The organism is Klebsiella planticola ATCC 33531 (genome assembly GCF_000735435.1).
GTDB classification, from domain to species: Bacteria; Pseudomonadota; Gammaproteobacteria; order Enterobacterales; family Enterobacteriaceae; genus Klebsiella; species Klebsiella planticola.
Map to the genome: position 1 here is coordinate 1 of NZ_JMPP01000058.1, position 2,198 is coordinate 2,198.

General features: G+C 52.0%; 3 protein-coding genes and 1 tRNA gene. All 4 read right to left on the bottom strand.

What is annotated here, in order from left to right; all coding sequences use genetic code 11:
• Nucleotides 1-2 precede the first annotated feature (2 nt).
• Nucleotides 3-75, bottom strand: a tRNA-Lys gene (locus GRPL_RS03570).
• 162 nt (nucleotides 76-237) lie between these two features.
• Nucleotides 238-1,026, bottom strand: a complete 789-nt coding sequence (gene cpoB, locus GRPL_RS03565) for a cell division protein CpoB (protein ID WP_032688789.1) — start codon at nucleotides 1,024-1,026, stop codon at nucleotides 238-240.
• A gap of 9 nt (nucleotides 1,027-1,035) precedes the next feature.
• Nucleotides 1,036-1,560: a peptidoglycan-associated lipoprotein Pal gene (gene pal / locus GRPL_RS03560; RefSeq protein ID WP_004859700.1), complete on the bottom strand. Its 525-nt coding sequence runs from the start codon at nucleotides 1,558-1,560 to the stop codon at nucleotides 1,036-1,038.
• A gap of 34 nt (nucleotides 1,561-1,594) precedes the next feature.
• A partial coding sequence (locus GRPL_RS03555; RefSeq protein WP_032700554.1) for an LpqB family beta-propeller domain-containing protein occupies nucleotides 1,595-2,198 on the bottom strand: 604 nt, incomplete at its 5' end.

The following is a 2,198-nucleotide window of genomic DNA, read 5'->3' on the forward strand; positions in this document are numbered from 1 at the left end:
GGTGGGTCGTGCAGGATTCGAACCTGCGACCAATTGATTAAAAGTCAACTGCTCTACCAACTGAGCTAACGACCCACTTTTTTCGTCGCTTCAGGCTTGTTCGATATCCCGTGGCAACGGCGGCATATATTACTGATTTAAGAATTCAGCGCAACAAGTATTTCGATAAAAAACATCTGACTGCTTAGGATTCACGCGACAAGACCAGAAATAATGCGATTTCTGGTCATGCCATAATCACCCAAGGGCATTAAGACGTTTCTGAGCCTGTTTCGCGCCATCGGTGCCAGGAAATTTACTGACCACCTGTTGGTAAACAGCCTTCGCCTTCGCGGTATCACCTTTATCCTGCATAATCACGCCGACCTTAAACATGGCATCAGGCGCTTTCGGGGATTTAGGGTAATTCTTCACCACGGAAGCAAAATAGTAAGCGGCATCATCTTTTTTCCCCTTATTGTAATTCAACTGACCGAGCCAGTAGTTCGCGTTCGGCTGATAGGTTGAATCCGGGTACTTTTTGACGAAATTCTGAAATGCTGCCAGCGCGTCATCCTGGCGGGAGGGATCCTTCACCAGCGCAATAGCCGCATTGTAGTCAGTATTGGCATCTCCGGTCGAGGCAGGAGCGCCAGAAGTGGCCGCTGGCGCCGCGGTAGCCGCCGCACCCTGATCGCCTGCCGAAGACGATGGCTGTGCACCTGCCGCCGCCCCACCGCTGCTCAGACCGTCGATCTGTAACAGAATTTGCTTCTGGCGTTCAACAACCTGATTGAGCTGATACTGGCTTTCCTGAATCTGGCCGCGCAGGGAATCAATATCATTCTGGTTATCGGAGAGCTGTTGCTGAAGTTGGGTTAAAAGCTGACTGTGAGCGTTAGAAATACGCTCGAGTTGAGTGACGCGGTCTTCGACCGAGCCTGAGCCGACACTACTGATTGGCGCCTGAGCAAAAGCGGCCCAGGGGGCCGCTATGCCAACCAGTAACGACAGACTCAACAGATGATGTCTGAAGTTACTGCTCATGCAATTCTCTTAGTAAACCAGTACGGCGCGACGGTTTTTAGCGTAAGCCGCTTCGTCGTGACCCAGTACTGCAGGTTTTTCTTTACCGTAAGAAACGATGGAGATCTGGTCAGCAGAAACACCTTTGCCCTGCAGATACATCTTAACGGCGTTAGCACGACGCTCACCCAGAGCGATGTTGTATTCCGGAGTACCGCGCTCATCCGCGTGACCTTCAACAGTCACTTTATAGGATGGGTTGCTACGCAGGAAGTTAGCGTGCGCATCCAGCATTGCAGCGAAGTCAGAACGGATATCGTACTTGTCGAGATCGAAGTACACGATGTTGTTCTGCTGCAGCTGCTGCATTTGCAGACGAGCTTGCTCTTCGGAAGACATGTTGCCGCCGTTAGCGTTAGCATCCATACCAGTGCCGGCACCCAGCATGCCTTCACCGCTCTGGTCGTTGCTGGCGTTCTTGTTAGAAGAACACGCCGCGATTGCCATAACCGGCAGAGCGATCATCAGCCCTTTCAGCACTTTGTTCAGTTGCATTTCTTTGATTCCTTTAATAATCAATTATTTATTATCACAGATACGGAGACCAGGCAGGGAATTTTACCTGTCCATCAGTCGCCGGAAGACGCGCTTTGAAACGCCCATCTGTAGAAACCAGATTCAGCACGGATCCCATCCCCTGAGAAGAGCTGTAGATTACCATAGTGCCGTTAGGTGCCAGACTTGGCGTTTCATCCAGGAACGTTGACGACAGAACTTGTACGCCACCCGCTACCAGATCTTGTTTGGCAATGTGCTGCTGACCGTTGGCCGAGCTGACCATTACCATAAATTTACCGTCACTGCTGACATCCGCATCCTGGTTCTGAGAACCTTCCCAGGAGATACGCTGCGGAGTACCGCCGCCGACGCTGACTTTATACACCTGCGGACGACCGGCCTGGTCAGAAGTAAAGGCCAGATTCTGACTATCCGGGAACCAGCTTGGTTCGGTGTTGTTGCTGCGACCATTGGTCACCTGACGAATCTGACCCGAGCCCAGATCCATCACATACAGGTTCAGGCTACCGGTTTTCGACAATGCGAACGCCAGTTTACTGCCATCCGGCGAGAAGGCCGGAGCCCCGTTATGCTGCGGGAAGGAAGCAATCTGACGCACCGCGCCATTTGCCAGA

What these genes read in the sequence shown, in the direction of transcription:
- cpoB (WP_032688789.1), bottom strand. Translation starts at nt 1,026, where the DNA reads ATGAGCAGTAACTTCAGACATCATCTGTTGAGTCTGTCGTTACTGGTT.
- pal (WP_004859700.1), bottom strand. Translation starts at nt 1,560, where the DNA reads ATGCAACTGAACAAAGTGCTGAAAGGGCTGATGATCGCTCTGCCGGTT.